Genomic DNA, 18,201 nt, shown 5'->3' with positions numbered 1-18,201 from the left:
TTGCGAGCCTCGAAGGATGCTGTTCAGCGTCATGCTTGCGGCCATCCTTCGAGGCGCGCAAGAAAGAGCGCGCACCTCAGGATGACGGTGAAGTTGTTGCGCGGATGACGAGTGGTTGTAGTTATGCCGTCCCGCGATGCAGCAAGTGCCGTTGCATCTGCTACCCAACATGGGTCAAATGGCCGTCACACAGAACATCAGACCGCGAAATTCCGGCACACGGACAAAACCAACAAACGTCACGGGAGCGATCTCACTATGGAAGACGGCATCTTCGAAGGCCTCAAGGTTCTGGACTGCGCGAGCTTCATCGCAGCGCCGGCGGCTGCAACCGTGCTGTCGGATTTCGGCGCCCGGGTCATCAAGATCGAGCCGCCGGGATCGGGCGATCCCTATCGCAACCTGCCGAATTTGCCGGGCTACCCGCAGAGCGAACATAATTTCGCATGGCTGCTGGAAGCCCGCAACAAGCGTAGCCTGGCGCTCGATCTGAGCAAGCCGGAGGGACAGGCGGTGTTGCATCGGCTCGCCGCCGAGGCGGATGTCTTCATCACGAATTTTCCGCCGGCGGTGCGCGGCCGGCTCGGCATCGCCTATTCCGAGCTTGCCCCGCTCAATGAACGGCTGATCTACGCCTCGTTCACCGGCTATGGCGAAAAGGGCGAGGAGGCCAACAAACCCGGCTTCGACAGCAACGCCTATTGGGCGCGTTCGGGCCTGATGGATCTGGTGCGCGCCGATACCACCACCACGCCGGCGCGCTCGGTGGCCGGCATGGGCGACCACCCCTGCGCGATGGCGCTGTATGGCGCGATCGTCACCGCGCTCTACAAGCGCGAGCGCACCGGCAAAGGCTCGCATGTCGCCTCGAACCTGATGGCCAACGGCGTCTGGGCCAACGGGGTGATGGCGCAGGCCAAATTATGCGGCGCCAAATTCTCAGAGCGGCGGCCGCGCGAACACGCGCTCAACGCCGTGACCAATCACTACAAATGCCGCGACGGCCGCTGGATTATCCTGTCGCTGCTCAACGAGGAAAAGCAGTGGCCGGCGCTGACCCGCTGCCTCGGCCGCGAGGACCTGATCAGCGACTCGCGATTTGCCACCAAGACCGATCGCCACGCCCGCTCGCTGGAACTGATCAAGCTGTTCGACGAGATCTTCGCCACCCGGGACCTGGCCGAATGGCGCGCGCGGCTGGACGGTAACGGCCTGGTGTTCGGCGTGGTCGGCATCCTCGACGACATTCCGACCGACCGGCAGATGATCGACAACGACGTGCTGGTGCCGTTCGAAGGCGACAGCTTGCTGACCGTCAACAGCCCGATCTGGGTCGATGGCAGCACAAAGACCGCGCCGCGCCGCCCGCCCAATATCGGCGAGCACAGCGACGAGGTGCTGCGCGAGGCCGGCTATGACGAGGCCGCGATCCGGCAATTGCGCAATTTGGGCGCGGTCGGCTGAGCACATCCGTCATTGCAAGGAGCTCTTGCGACGAAGCAATCCAGTTCTTTCCGTGACCCTGGATTGCTTCGCTTGCGCTCGCAATGACAGCTTCTAGTTGTTGTGCAGCAGCACCCAGCCGACGGCGGCGAGGCCGATGACGACGGCGACCGCGATCGCCCATGTCGAGACCCGGATCGCGCTGACGGTTTGCCGTTGGGCTTCGTTCTCGGCGATCTCGCGGTTGCGTGCCTTGTCCTCATTAGCCTCGCCCATCGCCCGCCTCCCGGCCTGTTCGTTGGTTCCACCTGATCGAAGACTACCCTACAGGCCAGCCGTCGTCGATGGACGCAACGCCGCTTCGAACGCCGCCGATGAATCCGGCGCAGCGCCGCCATGGCCGCCGATGCCCGTCAGCCGGCTCAGGGAAAACGCCGCCAATGCGGCGCAGAGCGCGGCACAAGCCGCCGTCATGAAAACCTCCGCGGCGCTCCATTTCATGCTCAACAGGGCGCCGCCGACCAGCGGTCCGACGATCGAGCCGATCCGGCCGATGCCAAGCGCCCAGCCGACCCCGGTCGCCCTGACCGCGGTCGGATAGAACGCCGCGGCCAGCGCATTCGCCGCGATCTGGCCGCCGACGATACACAATCCGGCAACGAAGATCGCCAGCGTGACCAAAACAGCGGAATGTCCGAGATGGCCGATCGCACCGATGGCAAACACGGCGATGAAATAGACCAGCGCCAGCGCGCGAAACGAGAAGCGGTCGATGATGCTGCCGAGCGCGAACGTTCCGACAATGCCGCCGACCTGCAGCATCGAGCCGATCACCGCCGCTTCCGACACCGACGCGCCGAGGTCATTGAGAACCGTCGGCAGCCAGTTCGACAGGAAATAAAGGTCGAGCAGGCTCATGAAGAACACCACCCACAGCAGCAGCGTGACCAGGGTTCGTCCATCTCGAAATAGATGTAATACCGGAATCCCCGTCAGTTCCGGCTCATGCACGACGAACCGTGTCCCCGGCGCGAATGACGCCTTCGGGCCGATCGATCCGAGCAATTGCGCGACCCGCTGCGGCGCGCGTCCCCTGAGCACCAGGAACCGGACCGATTCCGGCAGGCGCTGCGCCAGGATCGGCACCAGCAACAGCGGCACGGCGCCGCCGACGACAAAGACCGAGCGCCAGCCAAATAGCGGAATGAGCGCGGCCGCAAGCAAGCCGCCAAGCGCCGCCCCCACCGAAAAACCGCAGAACATCATCATCACCATGGTCGCGCGGCGACGACGCGGATTGAATTCGGACGTCATCGCAATCGCATTCGGCATCGCGCCACCGAGGCCGAGCCCGGTCAGAAACCGGATCGCGAGCAGCGAATGGACGTCGCCGATAAAGGCGGTCGCGAACGTGCCGATGCCGAACGCCAGGGTCGAGAAAATAATAATCTTGCGGCGTCCGATGCGATCGGCCAGCGGCCCGAACAACAGCGCGCCGATCATCAGCCCGAACAAGCCCGCGCTGAACACCGGGCCAAGGGCCGCCTTGGTCAGGCCCCATTCACCGGCGAGCGCCGGGGCGACATAACCGATCGCCTGGGTGTCAAAGCCGTCGAGAAACAACACCGCCGCGCAAAGCAGCAGCAATTTTATCTGGAATCCGCCAACCGGCTGTTGATCGATGAATTCAACGACATCGACAGGCGCCGTGCTGCTTTGAGAGTTCGAAATGGCCATCTTGTTTCCCCGGAAACGTCACCGCGCGAGTCTTGTCAGCCCGGCTTCCTTGACGCTGTTGGTTTTCTATGTTCGTCATTGCGAGGAGCCCTTGCGACGAAGCAATCCAGTTCTTCGCTTGCGGCACTGGATTGCTTCGCTGCGCTCGCAATGACGATCCTTACGCACTACCCGCGCAACGCATCCTTCGAATAACCGGCGATCCGCTTGTAGGCTTCCGACAACCCGACCAGCTCATCGCGGCTGATAACATCCTCAATCGCCGCGAACGGACGATCGCGGGTGCGCTCGAACACCTCGCGCAGGATGGCGTCGGGCGGGTTGCTGCGGTTGGTCAGCACGATGCGCGTGGTGGCTTCGAGACGCTGCCTCTCGTAGACCGCGAGCGCCGCAGCCGGATCGGCATTCTCGAGCAGCGCCGAGGTCAACGCCCGCGCGTCGAGAATGGCCTGGCCGGCACCATTGGAACCGCGCGGCACCATCGGATGCGCGGCATCGCCCAGCAACGTCACCCGATCGAAACTCCAGCGTGGCAACGGGTCCTGATCCACCATCGGAAATTCCAGCACGCTGTCGGCGCCACGAATCAGCGCCGGGACATCGAGCCAATCGAAGTGCCAATCGGCGAAGGCGCCGATGAAATCGTCGATCGAGCCGGGCCGGTTCCAGTCACGCTTGCGATAAACCGGCGTCTCTATTTCCGCGACCCAGTTGACGAGCTGCAATCCGTCGGCAGCGGCGGGACGGATCGGATAGATCACCATCTTGCCGTGCGACATCCACCCCGCCCGCACCATGCTGGCGCCCGACAATATCGGTTTCCATCGCGTCACGCCGCGCCACATGTTGATGCCGGAATAGCGCGGCTCACCTTCGTCCGGGAAAAACTGCTTGCGGATCGCCGAATTGATGCCGTCGCAGGCGATCGCGACGCGGCCGCGTACCGTGCACCGGTTGTCGCCGTCCGGACGATCGGAAAAATGCACGCTGACGCCGCAAGCGTCCTGCTCGACGCCGGTGCAATGATGGCCGGTCAAGAACCGGTCGCCACCCGCGCGGGCGCGAAATGCATCGAGCAACGCCATCTGCAGATCGCCGCGATGGATCGAGAATTGCGGGTGCGCGTACCCCGCCGCCCGTCCGAGCGGCTCCTGATAAATCAGTTGGCCGAAGCGATTGAAGAAGGTCGCGTCGCTGGTCTCGATCGCAATCCGCGACAGCGCCTGTTCCAGCCCGAGCGCTGCAAGTTCCTTGCTGGCATGCGGCAGCAGATTGATGCCGACGCCGATCGGCCTGATTTCGGCCACCGACTCGAAGATCCGGCAGGGAATTCCGGCCGCGTGCAGCGCGAGCCCGAGCGTCAGCCCGCCAACGCCACCGCCGACGATGACGATATCGTCCATGTTTCCTTCCCGCACGCCGCGTTGGGCGATCCAGATCGTTGGGCGGATGAAACAGATTGATCAGTCTACTGTCAATCTCGAGGCTGTAGGCAGCACCCATTTCTAGCGGGTTTTGACGAAGCACATCCCCATCCGCGAAGCCTTGTCGACGACCTGGCACGCCAGTCCTTTGGCGCAGGTCCATGATCTAAAACTGCGGTCGTTGTCGGCGGCGCCGGCATGCGGCGCATAGCAATGCGCGCCCCAGCCGTCGTCATATTCGGTGCCGGCGAGTTCGGAGCTGCCGCGCAATTGTGGGCGGCTGGAGAAGCCGCGGGAATAATCCGGCGTCTTGCCGTCGCGCAACGCCATCAGGATATCGCGACGCCGGGCCTGGTCACCAAAGAAATGCGGCGACGCCGGCACGATATTGGCATTGGAAGGGTTGGGCGCCAGCCAGTCGACGCCAGGAAAATGAAAGCCGCCGATGCCGCGGGTCTGATGGCAACCCGCGCAGGTCACGTCGTTGAGCCGGCGTTCAAAGCCCGCCAGCGAGCGGATGTTCTGCAACGGGCCGCCACGCTCGGCGGCCTTTTTCAGGGCCGTGACGACATCGTCATTGCTGAAGACCGGATCGATCTTCGGGTCGATCTTGGCGGCATCGCCCTGCACCAGGCCAAATTCGGGCTGCAGGTTGGAGGCCGAAAATCCGACCGGTGTGGCGGCAATCGCGCCGGTGGCGAGATATTCGGGCGGGATCACAAGCGTGCCGCGATCGAGTTCGGTGAAATGCTGCGGATCGAGCAACCACGCCTTGAAGGCGCGCGCCAGCTTACGGTCGGCCAAGAGACGCGCGCGATCGATCTGGTTCTCGAGCGGCGTTTCCTCGAACGCGTGGTTTTGCGCATTATAATCGAACACCTTCAAGAGATAGTCGGTGCGGAAATCGCGGGTCGGCGATTTCAGCGCATGGACAATCTGGATGTTGGTTTCGATGCGGTCGATATTTTGCGGCGCAACCAGATCGAGCGGCCCCTCCGGCGCGGCCAGTTTTTCCGCAAGTACAGCACCGGTCAGCGGCAAGTCACCCGCCGCGAGCCATCGCCGCGCCACTTCGGCGCAGGTGACCGCCGCGCCATTGACTGCGACCGCGTGATCGCCTTTCGCCTTGAGCACGACATTGAGCGTCATCGGCAAGCGCGGCGAGGCCAGGCTGTCGGTGGCTTGCGCCGATTTGGTCGGGATCAGGCGGTAGATCAGCCGGATTTCGCCGCAGGTCTCCGGCGCCACATAGGCGCGGTCCATCCGGTTGACGATGCCCGACAGCACGAAGCGCGACTCGTCGGAATAAAGCTGCGCGCGATCGAACAGTTGAAAGTCGTTGGTGTCAGCAACGCCGATGCTCTCACCCGGATGATCGGCCTTGTGACTTGCGACGTAGCGGTCGAACTCGGCATCGATCGCGCTGCGGACCGGCGCCATCGACGGCAAGGCAAACAACTCGCCGTCCACGATCGACGTATCGGCTGATCGATCGGGCATCAGGATGCGGCCAAGACCGAACCTGCCGCGATCGAGTTCGCGCAACGCCAGCGGATCGGTGATCGCGGTGCCGCGCTCCAGCGGCGCGCCCTGCACCGCGTGCCACGCACCACAAAGCGCCAGCAATGGTACAAGAAATCGCAAGCCGTGACTCATATCCAGACTAACACCGTATCCTGACGCTTATTCAAGGCGTGTCGCACCCGGTGTGGGCGATAGTGTGGTAGCCCGAAATGCGAAAAAGCGCCTCACATGACAGTGAAGCGCTTTCGCAACTATAGCCTGTTTAATCGCGGCGATCGCAGCCTAGCGGGCAACGACCAGGCCCCTGCTGGTGACCACTACCCAATGGCCATCCTGGCGCCGCACCGCATCGATGCGGCCGAGGCCCGGCACCAGATCGCCGGCATAGACTTCGAAGATGCCTTGCCGTCCCTCGATCAGCGCGCCGCCATTGGCGACGTCGCGCAGGATCCAGCCGTCGATGGTCGGCAAGCGGCCGACCTCCATCTTGACGTCCGCGACCTTCGGCCCGGTCGCTGCGGCGTTCCCCGGCGGCGTAATCGAACCGGTCACTTCCTTCGGGGCCGCCGGCGGGGGTGCCGCGGCCGCGACCGGAGTTGGCGGCGTGGCGTGAAGCTTTTCGACCTGCTCGGAGAGCTTGGCGAGTTTCGCCAACGGTTCAAGCTCGGCCTTCTCGACCTTGTCGAGGCGGTCATTGGTCTTGCCGAACTGCGCCAGACCGACTTTCGAGGTGTGTTCGACGCTCGCCTTGAGTGCTGCGATGTCGGCGTCGATCCGCGCCACCGTCGCATCGAAAGCGGCATTGGTGGAGGGCATGGCGTTGGCGGCAAGCGCTGTGTCGTGACCGGCGAACTGCTGAAGGCCCGCGGTCGCCATGGCGCCGCCAATTGCACCCGCGATCGCGGCCAGCGCCACCACGGCGGCGAGCGCCGAAAGCCGGCGCTTGCCGAACATGCTCTGGCTTGGTTCGGAGTCTTGCGCCGGGCCGGTCTCTTCATGGTCCCAGCCGCGGTTGGCGGACGACATGATCATGACGTTGCCGGGCACGCGCGGTTCTGATTTGGAAGCCTCTGCCTTGAAGGACTCGGCCTTGAAGGCCTCAACCCTGGGAGCCTCGACCTTGGGAACGCTCACTTCCGGAGCTTCGCCAGCGCCTTGTTCAGGTACCAAAGCTGGAGACTCCACCTCGACAGGCGCTTCCGCCGATATCGCGGTGGGCTCGCTTGAAACATCCGAAGAATGGGCAACGATCGGCTCGGCCCCGGAAGAACCGGATTCAGCGCTCGTCTGCTCGGCTTGTTCGCTCACGGCTAAGTCTCCACAATGGGTTGACCTTTTGGTAACTTTCATTGCTTGCGAAATCGTTACCGGCCATCGGCTTACGGAAATTTTAGGAAGTCGTCCGGCCCACCTTTCTTGCGCCGCCAAGTTGTTGTTGCGGCGCGTTTGCCGCACCCGAACCGGCTGCCACTTGGCCTGAAAACGCGATAGCATGGCCCGACCGACCAGCCAGAAGGCAGGGGGCGCCATGACGATCGAAAAGTGCATCAACGAATTTGCGGTGGGCGACGTCATTTTCGAGGAGGGCTCGACCGGCCGCGAGCTGTTCGTCGTGCTCGACGGCAGGATCGACATCGTCAAGCAAAACGGCGCCAGCAAGACCGTGATCGTGACGCTCGGCAAGGGTGAGTTCTTCGGCGAAATGGCGGTGATCGATGGCTCGGCCCGTTCGGCCACCGCGATAGCCGCCGCCCCCGGCACCCGCGTGATGCGGATCAATCACGCCCGCTTCGTCTACCTGGTCAGTCAGCAGCCGGCCTTCGCGCTGATGGTGATGGATGCGCTGAGCAAGCGGCTGCGGGCCTCCAACGCCCTCACCTTCCGGGCCGCCACCCCATGAGCGAGCACAGACCGAGCCCGTTTCCGGTTCTCCGTGACAATAGCGTCTGCTCGCTGATTCAGGCCGCCGAGGACGTCTACCAGGTGCGGTTCAAGAATCGCGCCGCCAACGCCTATCTGGTGCGCGGCAAATCGCGAACCATCATGATCGATGTCGGGCTGTCCTCGAATTATCCGGCGCTGCTGGAATGCCTCGAACATGTCGGCTGCCCGCCGGACAAGATCGATATGGTGATCCTCAGCCACGAGCATCTCGATCACATCGGCGCGGCCTATCATTTCGGCGGCCGCACCATCATCGCCGCGCATCGCCTGGCCGCCAACAAGATCATGCTTCGTGACGACTTCTCGATGCTGCGCAAGATGTTCAACGAGCCGGATGTTCCGATCAATATCGATATCTGGCTGGAAGAAGGCAATCTGATCGACCTCGGCAATTTCCGCCTCAGCGTGATGTACACGCCGGGTCATACCTCGGCCTGCATCAGCCTGTTCGACCATGAAAAGGGACTGCTGTTCGCGGCCGACACCCTGATGCCGGGCGGGGTGATGGGCGGCGTGTTCGGATCGGGCAGCATCAGCGACTACATCCAGTCGCTGGAGCGGCTGAAGGGGCTGAATTCCAAAATCCTGCTGTCGGGTCATGGCCGCCTGTCCGACACGCCGCAGGACGATGTGCGGATCGCACTGCAGCGATCCCATGGATTGCTGTCGGACACAGCGCAATTGTTCGATGCGCTCGACGCGCGATCGAATTTCGAGCCGATCATGCAATCGGTGCGTGACCTCAACAAGCTCGACGACGGCTGAATCTTGTCGTCACCGGTTTGACAGACGCCCCGGCGGTCTGCTCAAAAGCGTCCCACAACGATAAAAAACAGGGGAGCAAACCGTGAAACTGTATGACTCGATCGGACCCAACCCGCGCATCGTCCGGATGTTTATGGCGGAAAAGGGCATCGACATGCCGCGGCAGGCTGTCGACCTGCGCAAGGGCGAGAATCGCGAAGCCGATCATTTGAGGCGGAATCCGCACGGCCAGATGCCGACGCTCGAACTCGACGACGGCAGCTACCTCTCCGAGATCACCGCGATCTGTGAATATCTCGAGGAGAAATATCCGGCGCCGCCGATGATCGGCGGAACGCCGGAAGCGCGCGCCGAGTGCCGGATGTGGACCCGGCGCGTCGATCTCAATATCTGCGAACCGCTCGCCAACGGCTATCGCTTCGGCGAGGCTCTGAGATTCTTTCAAAAGCGGATACCGGTAGCGCCGGACGCCTCTCCCGGCCTCAAGATGATCGCGGCTAACCGCCTGCAATGGCTCGACGGCCAGATCGCGGGTAAGGACTATCTGTGCGGCAAACGTTTCACGCTCGCCGATATCCTGCTCTATTGCTGGGTCGATTTCGGAGGCGAGGTCGGCCAGCCGCTCGATCCCGCCAACACCAACATCGCGAGCTGGTTTGCGCGCGTCGCGGAGCGGCCATCCGTCAAGGCGTGAGATCAGGTCTGGAACAGGATTTTCATGACCCTCGTTGGCCGGACTCGGATTGCCTTGTCCCGGTTGGCGACTACCGAAGAGAGCGTTTTCGAGCCAACGGGTCGCGCGACCGAAACCCGGACAAACCATCGACAACGCGGCAGGTTACGGGAAATTAAGTTGAGGTCTTCGTCGAACTTGAAACAGTAACGGATGCAGCTTGGTGCTGCGATGGGAGGCCAACCGGTGCGCGCGTCCAAACGCTTTGCGGCTCTGTTTCCAATGATTTCAATCGTCTCGGTGTTCGCACTGTCCGCGCAGGCAGAAGAACCGAGAAGGCCCGAGGCAAAGGGCGGACCGGCGCGGCCGGCCGGGCCAGCGATGCGCCCCGGCGGACCGGTACACCCCGGCCCCGGCGGACCGCAACATTTGGGAGGGCCCGGAGGCCCGCGCGTGGGGCGGCCCGGCGGACCTCGCATGGCGCACGGACCCTTGCCGATGCGCAATTTCGGCGGACACGGCTATCATGGTCATCTCGCCTGGGGTGGCGGCCGCTGGCATCACGAGGTTCGCGATGGCCGCGACGGCTGGTGGTGGGACGTCGGCGGCGCATGGTATTTCTATCCGCAACGGCTCGATGGTCCGCCGACCTACGTGTCCGATGTCGAATTTGCCGACGATGCCTATGCCGACGAAGGGCCGCCGCCCGGTCCGGACGGTTATGCGCCGCCCCCCGGAGGAGGCTATCCGCCGCCCGCGGTTGCTGCCTATCCCCCGCCCCCACCACCACCGCCTGACCCCGCTGCGAGCGCGATTGGCGGCGCGTTGATCGGCGGCATCCTGGGTGGCGCGCTGACCGGCCGGCCTGGTGGCGCGATTGCCGGCGCCGTTGTCGGCGGCACGACCGGAGCGCTGGTTGGCGCATCGGCCGCGGCCCGTCCCGGCTATTATCTGGCGCAAGGCGGTTGTTATTATCGCTACCCGTCCGGGCAATATGTCGTGGTCGACCCGCGCAATTGTAATTGAGGTGGGCCGCACAATAACGAAGGGCGTGCAGGCTTCGGCCTGCACGTTTGACCTGATTAAATCACCACCGGCGCGTCCGGCAGTTCATTCGGGCCCTTGCCGTGCGCGGGGAAATGCTGCGCCAATTGCCGCGAGACCGCCTCGATCCCCCGGATCACGCCGCTCTTGAATTTTCTCGCCTTGAAATCGCTCTCCATCCCGGCGCAAATCTTTTCCCAACCTGCGGCATTCACCTTCGCATCGATGCCGCGATCCGCGACGATCTCGACGTTTCGATCGGCCAGCAGCAGATAAATCAGAACGCCGTTGTTGTGGACGGTGTCCCAGATTCGCAACTGCGCGAAGACATCGATCGCGCGCTCCCGCGCCAGCTGCCCCCGAAACAGGGGCGCGCCGTCGAGCGCACCCTCCACCACAAAGCGGACCTGGCCGGAATGGGTGGTCTCACCGGTCTTGATCGCCTGTTCGATCGCGGCCAGCACCGGTGGCGGAAACAGCCGCTGCGCCCGCCAGCGGTGTTCGAGGAGATGTTTGCCGATACGCGCGATGCCCATATGCCCACCAGTTCCGATCTACCAGCTACCGGATGCGCCGCCGCCGCCGAAACTGCCGCCACCACCGCCGCTGTCGCTGCTTGAACTGCTGCTGCTGCCGCCGGAATAGGATCCGCCGCTATATCCGCCGCCGGACCAGCCGCCACTTCTGCGGCCGCCACGGCCGACCGGCGTCGGCGCCGTGATGCTGTCGGCGAACATCGTGAAGATCGATGTGACCACGCCGGCGAAGCCTGCGAGGATCCACGAGGTGAAGAAATACCAGGCGAGCAGCGCCGCCAGGCCACCGGCTGCCGCCGAGCCGAGCAGGCGGCCCAACAGTTTCCGCAACGCTCCGCCGAAGATCAATAACCCGATGAGAACGAACGGATTGAACGGGTTGAGAAACTCGAGCGAAGGCGAGCCCGATCGCGACTCCCGCTGCGGCGGCGGGGGCGCCGACAGTGGCTCGCCATCGACGACGCCGATGATGCGGTCGACGCCATCGGAAATGCCGCCGGCAAAATCCCCGCTGCGAAATTTCGGCGTAATGATCTCGTCGATGATGCGCTTGGAGGTCGCGTCGGTCAGCGCACCTTCGAGGCCATAGCCGACCTCGATGCGAAGCTTGCGATCGTTCTTGGCGACGAGAAGTATCGCGCCGTCATCGATTTTCTTGCGTCCGATCTTCCAGGCTTCGGCCACCCGGATCGAGTATTGCTCGATGGCCTCGGGTTCCGTGGTCGGCACGATCAGCACCGCGATCTGGCTGCCCTTGCGCGCTTCGAAATCCCTGATCTTCTGGTTCAGCGAAGCGATGTCGTCGCTGGACAGCGTGCCGGTCTGATCGACCACGCGCCCCACAAGCGGCGGCACCGCGACCTGGGCTAACGCCAACGAGGCCCAGCACAGCAATAACGCAACGAGAGAGGCTCTGGCAGCGTTCATCGCGCTCAATCTCTTTGCCGGATTATTTGGCGGGCGCCGGCGCCGGATTGAAATCCACTTTCGGCGCGGTGGAGATTTCCTTCTCGTTCTCGACCGAGAAGTTGGCCTTCTCCTTGTAGCCGAACACCATCGCGGTCAGGTTGGTCGGAAACGTGCGGATGCCGACATTGTAGTCCTGCACCGACTTGATGTAGCGATTGCGCGCCACCGTGATGCGATTTTCGGTGCCTTCCAGTTGTGACATCAGATCGTGAAACAGCGCGTCGGATTTGAGCTGCGGATAGTTCTCGGTGACCACCAGCAGTTTTGAAAGCGCGCTACTGAGCTCGCCCTGGGCGGCCTGGAATTTGGCGAACGCGCCGGGATCGTTGACGAGTTCCGGCGTGGCCTGGATGCTGCCGACCTTGGCGCGGGCATTGGTGACGCCGAGCAGCACGTCCTTTTCCTGCTGGGCAAAGCCCTTCACCGAATTGACGAGGTTGGGCACGAGATCCGCGCGGCGCTGGTACTGGTTCAAAACCTCCGACCAGGCCGACTTGACCTGTTCATCATTGGTCTGGATCGCGTTGTAGCCGCAATTGGTCAGGCTCAACATCGCCAGCGCTGCCAGCACCGTCCAAAGTCTGCGCATCGAATCCTCCCGGTTAACTCGTGGCAAACTAGCAGAAGGATTGGAACGGCTGTAGTATTTTAAGTCGTCGTTCCGGGGCGCGCTCCTGCGCGAACCCGGAATCCAGACTCCCTGTGGCAACGTTTCGTGCGGACAACAACACAGGGGTTATGGATTCCGGGTCTGCGCCAAGAGGGCGCATCCCGGAATGACGAGCGTTGATTCAGTAACCGCCAGCCCCTAAACTCTCGCCGCCTTCGCTTGCTGGATCGCCTGCCAGATCTTGACCGGCGTCAGGGGCGTATTCAGGCCGCTGATGCCGAGGTCGCTGAGCGCGTCCATCACGCCATTGGCGATGCAGGGCGGGCCGCCGATCGCACCGGATTCGCCGCAGCCCTTGGCGCCCAGCGGATTGGTGCGGCAGGGCGCGGAATCATCCAGCGTGACCGTGATCGGCGGAATGTCGTCGGCGCGCGGCACGCAATAATCCTGATAGCTTGCGGTCAGCAACTGGCCTTCCTCGTCGTAAGACACGCCCTCATAGAGCGCCTGTCCGATCCCCTGCGCGACACCGCCGTGAACCTGTCCCGTCACCAGCATCGGATTGACCGCGACGCCGACGTCATCGACCGTGGTGTAGCGTACCACCTTGCTGACGCCGGTCTCCGGATCGATCTCGACCTCGCAAATGTGCGTGCCGTTGGGCCAGCTCGGACCGTCGACCTCACCTTCGCTATCGACGCTGAGCCGCGCGCCAGTTTCCTTTTTGGCGATATCGAACAACCCGATGCGCCGGTCGGTGCCGACCACCGTGAGCCAGCCGTCGCGGTATTCGATGTCGTCGATCGAGGTCTCCAGCAGGTTCGAGGCCTTTTCGCGCGCCTTCGCGATCATGTCGTTGGTCGAGACCGCCACGGCCGTGCCGCCGACGAACAGCGAGCGCGAACCGACGCTGCCGAAACCGGTCGCCAAATCGGTATCGCCCTGGATTACATCGATCTTGTCCATCGGGACGCCGAGCGACGCCGCGACCATCTGGGTGTAGGTGGTCTGCAACCCCTGCCCCATCGCCATGGTGCCGGAATGCAGCACGATGCGGCCCTCGGCGGTCGCGTGCAGGCTGACCTTTTCGGTGTGCGCCCGGCCGCCGGTCCATTCGATGTAGCTGGTCAGGCCGCGGCCGTAGAGCAGGCCTTTTTTCTTTGCCGCCTTCTTGCGCGCGGCAAAACCATCCCAATCCGCCAGCTCGGACGCGCGCTCCAGCATGTGCGCGAACGCGCCGCTGTCGTAAACTTGCCCGACGGCATTGGTGTAGGGCAACTGTGCCGGCTTGATGTAATTGACCTTGCGGATGGTGCGCGGATCGATCCCGATCTGGCGGGCTGCTGCGTCCATCAACCGCTCCACGATGAACACGCCTTCCGGCCGGCCCGCGCCGCGATAGGCTCCGACCGGCGCGGTGTTGGTCATCACCGCCTTGATCTCGTAGTGAACCAGCGGAAGGTCATACACGCCGGACTGCACGAAGGGCCCGAGCACCAGGGGAATGATCGCGCCGGTGCCGGTGAGATAGGCGCCGGTGCCGCCGACCGAGCGCACCCGATAGGCCTGCACGCGACCTTTGGCGTCGAGCGCGAACTCGCCGGTCGAGGTCAGGTCGCGACCATGGGTGCCACCGACGAAATCGTCGGTGCGCTCGCCGCGCCAGCGCACCTTGCGCCCCAGTTTGACCGCCGCGTAAGCCACGATGCCGTCTTCCGGATAAAGGCTGGTCTTCTGGCCGAAGCCGCCGCCGATATCGCCGACCAGCACCCGCACGCTTTCCTTCGGCCGCTTCAATACCGCCTCGGCCAGCAGATCTCGGGTCGAGCCCGGCGTTTGCGACTGGACGTGCAGGGTCAGCCGTCCGGATTTCTTGTCGACCTCGGCGATGGTCGAGCGCGGCTCCATGGCCGAGGGGATCAGCTTCTGGCTGATGAGATCGAGCGAGACCACATGCCTGGCGCTGGCGAAAGCCGCCTCCACGGCGGCTGCATCGCCATAGCTCATGACCGCCGCGATATTGTCCGGCGCCCCGGACCATACCGCCGGCGCGCCGGGCTTGATCGCGGCCACCGGATCGACCACCGACGGCAGCACGTCGTATTCGATCGCAATCGCCTCGGCCGCGCTCTGAGCCGTCACCCGCGAGGTCGCCACCACAGCGGCGATCGGTTCGCCGGCAAAGCGCACGATCTCATGCGCCAGCAGGCGGCGGGGCGGCGCCGTCATCGGCGAGCCGTCCGGCCGCTTGAATACCAGCAGCGTCGGGAGGGTGCCGATGTCGTCGGCAATCAGATCGGCGCCGGTATAGACCGCTTCAACGCCCGGCATCGCCTTGGCGGCGGCGGTGTCGATCGACCCGATCCTGGCGTGGGCGTGCGGCGAGCGCAGCACATACAGCCACAGCGCGCCGTCCTCCGGTTTGTCGTCGATGAACTGCCCCTTCCCGGTGAGCAGTCTTTGATCTTCCAGGCGCTTGACCGGTTGGCCCGCACCAAAACGCATATTGCCGGGAAGAATATTCATCCGTTTGTCCTTCGAGTATTTTTGCTAAGTCTTTCGAGCATTTAGTCGGGTTTTAACGGGTTTTTCGAGCAAAACAACTCGCCGTCATTCCGGGGCGCGCTCTTGCGCGAGCCCGGAATCCATAACCACTGCCGGGAGTATGGATTCCGGGCCTGCGCCAAGTGGCGCATCCCGGAATGACGGTGCCATTGGCAAGCAGCCCGCGTGCCAATCACCCGATATCCCGCAACACCGCGGCGACCACCTCGCGCTGGTCCGCGGTCAAGGCCGCTTGCGGCGGGATCGGATCGCCGACATCGTAGCCCTGGATCGCAAGGCCGGCCTTGATGCAGGCCGCCAGATTGTAGCGCGCGAAGGCTTCGTTGATGCGCCACAGCCGCCGCTGCAAGGCCATCGCCTCGTCCCAGCGTTTGGCCTTGCCGAGGTTGTAAAGCTCGACGCTCTGGCGTGGGATGATGCAGGCCGGCCCGGCCATCCAGCCAACCCCGCCGATCAGCATCACCGCGACCGGAATATGCGCCGACGCCGAGAACACTTTTATCCCGTCGCCGCATCGGTTCATGATCGACAGCAAGCGCCCGGTATTGGTCGAGGCATCCTTGATGTAACCGATGCGCGGATGGGTCGCGAGCCGTGCAATGACATCGAGCGTCAGGTCGGAGCGCTGGAATTGCGGATTGGTGTAGATCACGACGGGGATATCGACCGCGTCGGCAATGGCGCGGAAATAAGATTCGATCTGCGCGTCCGCCAGCGGAAAATACGCTTCCAGGATTGCGAGAATGCCGTCGGCGCCGAGCTTCTGGTAGGATTTCGCCTGCGCGACCGCATCCGCGGTCGATGTCGAGACGACGCCGGCGACGACGGGGACGCGGCCCCTGGCGGCCTCGATCGTGGTCTGCACCACGACCGTGCGCTGCGCATTGTCCAGATAGGCGAACTCGCCGGTCGAGCCGAGCGGCGTCAGCCCGTGCACCCCTGACGTGATCAGATCGTCGCAGAGTTTTGCCAGCACGCCGGTGCGGATCTTGCCGTCGGGATCGACCGGGGAGACCAGATAGGGAAAGACGCCGTGGAAATCGGTCATGGGGCGAGCCTCGAAAGCGCGGGAACTTGACGTATCTTTTGCCGTGTCTTGCCGTCTCTTGGCGTGCCCCCAGGGCTTAGTCAATTGCGCGGCTGTCGAGGGCTTCGTCACCAGCGATCGGTATATTTTCGCTGGAAACCCGCGGCTTTAGTGACCGGCATCACACCTCGAGCCCATGCTTTACCGCTATAACGGCCGGGTGATACCCTCCATGGTCCGCATCCGGGATCTTGCATGCGCGCCTGTGCCGCCATCGTCTTTGCCGTTCTGGCCTTTTGCGCCTCTAGCCACGCCGCATTGGCGGAGAAGCGGGTCGCGCTGGTGGTCGGCAATTCGGCCTATGAAAACGTCGTCGGGCTGACCAATCCGGCGCACGACGCCGCCGTCATATCGGACATGTTCAAGCGCGCCGGCTTCGACGTGGTGGACGCCAAGCATGACCTGAAGAACGCCGAGATGCGCCGCGCGTTGCGCGAATTCACCGACAAGGCGCGCGATTCGGATATCGCGGTGATCTATTACGCCGGCCACGGCATCGAAGTGAACGGCGTCAATTATCTCGTCCCGGTGGATGCGATGCTGGAGCGCGACACCGACGCCTATGACGAGGCGATCTCGCTCGACCGGATCCTTCAGGCGATCGAGCCCGCCAAGCGGCTTCATCTCGTCATTCTCGATGCCTGCCGCAACAACCCGTTCCTGAAAAAGATGACGCGCACGGTGGCCTCGCGATCGATGGATCGCGGGCTGATCGGCGTCGAGCCGAATGGACAGAACACCTTGATCGCCTATGCCGCCAAGGCCGGCTTCACCGCGATGGACGGCGACGGCCAGAACAGTCCGTTCGCGCTGGCGCTGTTAAAACACCTGACGACGCCGGGCCTCGACCTGCGCAGGTCGTTGGGGCTGGTGCGCGACGACGTGCTGGCCGCCACCGCCAACAAGCAGGAGCCCTATTACACCGGCTCGCTCGGCGGCGAGGACATGGCGCTGGTGCCCGCGCCGGCGGCGCCGGTTGCTCCGCCGGTCGCCGCGAAATCCGACGTGCGCGGTGACTATGAACTTGCCGAACGGGTCGGCACCAAGGACGCCTGGGATTCCTTCGTCGCGGCCTATCCGTCGGGCTTCTATGCCGATCTGGCCAAGGCGCAGCGCAACAAGCTCGGCGCTGAAACCGCGCGTCTGGCAGCGACCGAAAAGGCGCGTGCCGCGACCGAGGAGAAGGCCCGATTGGCCGCCGAAGGCGCCAAGGCCAGCGAGCAAGCCAGGGCAGCCGCGGAAGCAAAGGCGGCTGAGGACGCGCGGCTTGCCGCCGAGAAGAAAAAGCAGGCCGAGGAAGCCAAGGTAGCGCTGGCCGCGCAAGCCAATGCCGCGGCGCAGGCCAAGGCGGCCGAAAAGGCCGCCGCAGAAAAGCCTGCCGAAAAGCCGCGCGAGCAGGTCATCGCGTCGCTGCCGTCTGCCGATCAGGCCGGCCCCAAAGCATCAACATCGTCGAGCTCCGATGCTGCCGTTCCGCAGGACGTTCCGCGATTGCTGCAATCCGAACTGAAGCGGGTCGGATGCGGCATTACTGACATCAACGGCGAATGGAGCGCACCGTCACGACGGGCGCTGGATTCCTTCAACAAAAACGCCGGGACGAAATTCGACATCAAGCTCGCGAGCCTCGATGCGCTCGATGCGGTGCGCGGCAAGACCGAGCGGGTCTGCCCGCTCGAATGCGACAGCGGCTATCGCGCCACCGGCGACCATTGCGTCAAGATCACCTGCGACGACGGGCAGGCGCTGGGATCGAACGGCACATGCCACGCCAAGCCGGAACCGCAACGCGCGGAAAGAGCCCCGGCGCACAGGGCCCCGTCCGGCGGGGGTGGCAAGTGTTTCTCGTTCGAGGGAACGCGAGTCTGCCAGTAGCCGCG

The 18,201-nt window shown here is 63.8% G+C and carries 16 protein-coding genes; 6 read left to right on the top strand and 10 right to left on the bottom strand.

Translation table 11 applies throughout. From position 1 onward, the window contains the following. Positions 1–258: 258 nt before the first annotated feature. Positions 259–1,464 carry a CaiB/BaiF CoA transferase family protein gene (locus tag GSQ88_RS33445; protein WP_159012510.1) on the top strand — a complete coding sequence of 402 codons (1,206 nt, stop codon included), beginning with the start codon at positions 259–261 and terminating at the stop codon, positions 1,462–1,464. A 93-nt stretch (positions 1,465–1,557) separates the two neighbouring features. On the opposite strand, the gene GSQ88_RS35090 is transcribed toward GSQ88_RS33445, so the two are convergent. The 5 genes from GSQ88_RS35090 to GSQ88_RS33425 form a co-directional block, all read right to left on the bottom strand. Next, entirely contained in the window at positions 1,558–1,719 is a 162-nt protein-coding gene (locus GSQ88_RS35090) for a hypothetical protein (protein ID WP_174248173.1), read from the bottom strand. A 48-nt stretch (positions 1,720–1,767) separates the two neighbouring features. Beyond that, positions 1,768–3,180 (bottom strand): MFS transporter, encoded by a 1,413-nt coding sequence (locus tag GSQ88_RS33440; protein ID WP_159012509.1) that lies wholly within the window; start codon positions 3,178–3,180, stop codon positions 1,768–1,770. A 167-nt stretch (positions 3,181–3,347) separates the two neighbouring features. Next, complete coding sequence (locus GSQ88_RS33435) at positions 3,348–4,583, bottom strand: flavin-dependent oxidoreductase (RefSeq protein ID WP_159012508.1); 1,236 nt, start codon at positions 4,581–4,583, stop codon at positions 3,348–3,350. 102 nt (positions 4,584–4,685) lie between these two features. Then, positions 4,686–6,260: a hypothetical protein gene (locus GSQ88_RS33430; protein ID WP_159012507.1), complete on the bottom strand. Its 1,575-nt coding sequence runs from the start codon at positions 6,258–6,260 to the stop codon at positions 4,686–4,688. A gap of 150 nt (positions 6,261–6,410) precedes the next feature. Then, complete coding sequence (locus tag GSQ88_RS33425; RefSeq protein ID WP_246785191.1) at positions 6,411–7,436, bottom strand: hypothetical protein; 1,026 nt, start codon at positions 7,434–7,436, stop codon at positions 6,411–6,413. A gap of 220 nt (positions 7,437–7,656) precedes the next feature. Here GSQ88_RS33425 and GSQ88_RS33420 point away from each other — a divergent pair, with 220 nt between their 5' ends. The 4 genes from GSQ88_RS33420 (at position 7,657) to GSQ88_RS33405 (ending at position 10,536) form a co-directional block, all read left to right on the top strand. Next, the gene (locus GSQ88_RS33420) at positions 7,657–8,028 is read left to right on the top strand and encodes a Crp/Fnr family transcriptional regulator (RefSeq protein WP_159012505.1); all 372 of its coding nucleotides are present in this window, start codon (positions 7,657–7,659) and stop codon (positions 8,026–8,028) included. Then, positions 8,025–8,837, top strand: coding sequence for an MBL fold metallo-hydrolase (locus GSQ88_RS33415; protein WP_159012504.1), 813 nt, complete (start codon positions 8,025–8,027; stop codon positions 8,835–8,837). Before GSQ88_RS33420 ends, GSQ88_RS33415 begins: the two co-directional genes overlap by 4 nt. 82 nt (positions 8,838–8,919) lie before the next feature. Next, on the top strand, positions 8,920–9,531 hold the full coding sequence (locus GSQ88_RS33410) for a glutathione S-transferase family protein (protein WP_159012503.1): 612 nt from the start codon (positions 8,920–8,922) through the stop codon (positions 9,529–9,531). 456 nt (positions 9,532–9,987) lie between these two features. Next, on the top strand, positions 9,988–10,536 hold the full coding sequence (locus tag GSQ88_RS33405) for a hypothetical protein (RefSeq protein ID WP_349628254.1): 549 nt from the start codon (positions 9,988–9,990) through the stop codon (positions 10,534–10,536). A 56-nt stretch (positions 10,537–10,592) separates the two neighbouring features. Here GSQ88_RS33405 and GSQ88_RS33400 read toward each other — a convergent pair whose 3' ends face one another. From GSQ88_RS33400 to GSQ88_RS33380, 5 genes are all read right to left on the bottom strand, one after another. Continuing rightward, positions 10,593–11,090, bottom strand: coding sequence for a TPM domain-containing protein (locus GSQ88_RS33400; protein WP_159012502.1), 498 nt, complete (start codon positions 11,088–11,090; stop codon positions 10,593–10,595). 18 nt (positions 11,091–11,108) lie between these two features. Next, complete coding sequence (locus GSQ88_RS33395) at positions 11,109–12,017, bottom strand: TPM domain-containing protein (RefSeq protein WP_159012501.1); 909 nt, start codon at positions 12,015–12,017, stop codon at positions 11,109–11,111. Between the two features lie 22 nt (positions 12,018–12,039). Then, a complete protein-coding gene (locus GSQ88_RS33390) occupies positions 12,040–12,648 on the bottom strand; it encodes a LemA family protein (RefSeq protein ID WP_159012500.1) in 609 nt (202 codons plus the stop codon). Between the two features lie 219 nt (positions 12,649–12,867). Beyond that, entirely contained in the window at positions 12,868–15,195 is a 2,328-nt protein-coding gene (locus GSQ88_RS33385) for a xanthine dehydrogenase family protein molybdopterin-binding subunit (RefSeq protein WP_159012499.1), read from the bottom strand. A gap of 211 nt (positions 15,196–15,406) precedes the next feature. Then, complete coding sequence (locus tag GSQ88_RS33380; protein ID WP_159012498.1) at positions 15,407–16,282, bottom strand: dihydrodipicolinate synthase family protein; 876 nt, start codon at positions 16,280–16,282, stop codon at positions 15,407–15,409. A 234-nt stretch (positions 16,283–16,516) separates the two neighbouring features. Between GSQ88_RS33380 and GSQ88_RS33375 the strand changes: the two genes are divergently transcribed. Continuing rightward, entirely contained in the window at positions 16,517–18,196 is a 1,680-nt protein-coding gene (locus tag GSQ88_RS33375; protein ID WP_159012497.1) for a caspase family protein, read from the top strand. Positions 18,197–18,201 lie beyond the last annotated feature (5 nt).

Origin of the sequence: Bradyrhizobium sp. S69, from assembly GCF_009766005.1 — a bacterium.
GTDB lineage: Bacteria > Pseudomonadota > Alphaproteobacteria > Rhizobiales > Xanthobacteraceae > Bradyrhizobium.
Note: the sequence above shows the minus strand (reverse complement) of the source record. Positions and strands in the feature narration are given on the sequence as shown.

Excerpts from the sequence above, each read along its gene's own strand:
- GSQ88_RS33445 (WP_159012510.1), top strand. The coding sequence starts at position 259 with ATGGAAGACGGCATCTTCGAAGGCCTCAAGGTTCTGGACTGCGCGAGC.
- GSQ88_RS35090 (WP_174248173.1), bottom strand. The coding sequence starts at position 1,719 with ATGGGCGAGGCTAATGAGGACAAGGCACGCAACCGCGAGATCGCCGAG.
- GSQ88_RS33440 (WP_159012509.1), bottom strand. The coding sequence starts at position 3,180 with ATGGCCATTTCGAACTCTCAAAGCAGCACGGCGCCTGTCGATGTCGTT.
- GSQ88_RS33435 (WP_159012508.1), bottom strand. The coding sequence starts at position 4,583 with ATGGACGATATCGTCATCGTCGGCGGTGGCGTTGGCGGGCTGACGCTC.
- GSQ88_RS33430 (WP_159012507.1), bottom strand. The coding sequence starts at position 6,260 with ATGAGTCACGGCTTGCGATTTCTTGTACCATTGCTGGCGCTTTGTGGT.
- GSQ88_RS33420 (WP_159012505.1), top strand. The coding sequence starts at position 7,657 with ATGACGATCGAAAAGTGCATCAACGAATTTGCGGTGGGCGACGTCATT.
- GSQ88_RS33415 (WP_159012504.1), top strand. The coding sequence starts at position 8,025 with ATGAGCGAGCACAGACCGAGCCCGTTTCCGGTTCTCCGTGACAATAGC.
- GSQ88_RS33405 (WP_349628254.1), top strand. The coding sequence starts at position 9,988 with ATGGCGCACGGACCCTTGCCGATGCGCAATTTCGGCGGACACGGCTAT.
- GSQ88_RS33400 (WP_159012502.1), bottom strand. The coding sequence starts at position 11,090 with ATGGGCATCGCGCGTATCGGCAAACATCTCCTCGAACACCGCTGGCGG.
- GSQ88_RS33395 (WP_159012501.1), bottom strand. The coding sequence starts at position 12,017 with ATGAACGCTGCCAGAGCCTCTCTCGTTGCGTTATTGCTGTGCTGGGCC.
- GSQ88_RS33390 (WP_159012500.1), bottom strand. The coding sequence starts at position 12,648 with ATGCGCAGACTTTGGACGGTGCTGGCAGCGCTGGCGATGTTGAGCCTG.
- GSQ88_RS33385 (WP_159012499.1), bottom strand. The coding sequence starts at position 15,195 with ATGAATATTCTTCCCGGCAATATGCGTTTTGGTGCGGGCCAACCGGTC.
- GSQ88_RS33380 (WP_159012498.1), bottom strand. The coding sequence starts at position 16,282 with ATGACCGATTTCCACGGCGTCTTTCCCTATCTGGTCTCCCCGGTCGAT.
- GSQ88_RS33375 (WP_159012497.1), top strand. The coding sequence starts at position 16,517 with ATGCGCGCCTGTGCCGCCATCGTCTTTGCCGTTCTGGCCTTTTGCGCC.